Genomic DNA, 913 nt, shown 5'->3' with positions numbered 1-913 from the left:
TATATCATTACCAAGATTATCAATAGATGATCTTAGTCTAACAAATTCATTAAATATTGAAGATAAATACTCGCCAAATTCTTTAACTTTGTCTAATTTCCAATTAATCAGTAGATTACGAAAATCAACATTATCATACGTCTTATAATTACTTCCAATAACAGGATCACACAATACTTTTTGTATATGCGCAATTGCTATTCTTCTCCCCTCTTCAATCCCAAATTCATCAAGCAAAACATTAAGTTCATCATCTACAAGGACAGGCTCCAAATTATCGTAAATTTCTAAATCATCATCCACATCTTGACCATAAATTCCTTCAGCATGTTTTCTCTTACCTTCCAAAGACACATCTATAAGTCCACAAATTTCGGATACAGGTCTACTAAGACCAGATCTGAGAAATGCATCTTCAAGAATAGGAGTTCTTTTTCGAGATCTTAAATTGAAAATCAATATCAATACTATAAGTACCAATGACAATAACGACAACAATAAAATATAAATTTTTTTTCTCATCATAAGATAACTCCTTCTTTAACTTTCAATATCAACAATATCAAACACAACATCAATTTATAATACAAGCTAGCACTACACATTATAAACACATAATACAACGCAAATCAATCCAAATAAAATAAAATTAAGAAGCATTGCGAATACTCTCTAGAAGCACAGCAAATTTTTTATTATAATTTTCTTTTCTGTCTCTATCCCGATCAAATTTAAGATCAAAAGTACCATCTTCAACATTATTAAACAATTCTCTCACATACAATTTATAATCGCTCAAAACACTATTATACTTTGCTTCAAAATTTGATTTCAAAGCAGAATCAACAAGCGCATCAATAGCTGCTAAAACCTCCCTCTGACGCTCAAAAACATTGGTATGCTCATCTATAAA

Annotated in this window: 2 protein-coding genes; both read right to left on the bottom strand. The window is 29.8% G+C overall.

Annotated elements, in window-relative coordinates:
• On the bottom strand, nucleotides 1–525 hold a 525-nt coding region (locus U881_RS0100055; protein ID WP_024652871.1), incomplete at its 3' end, for a BTA121 domain-containing protein surface lipoprotein.
• 124 nt (nucleotides 526–649) lie between these two features.
• On the bottom strand, nucleotides 650–913 hold a 264-nt coding region (locus tag U881_RS12405), incomplete at its 5' end, for a hypothetical protein (protein ID WP_038362908.1).

This window comes from Borrelia persica No12 (assembly GCF_000500045.1).
Lineage (GTDB): Bacteria > Spirochaetota > Spirochaetia > Borreliales > Borreliaceae > Borrelia > Borrelia persica.
Note: the sequence above shows the minus strand (reverse complement) of the source record. Positions and strands in the feature narration are given on the sequence as shown.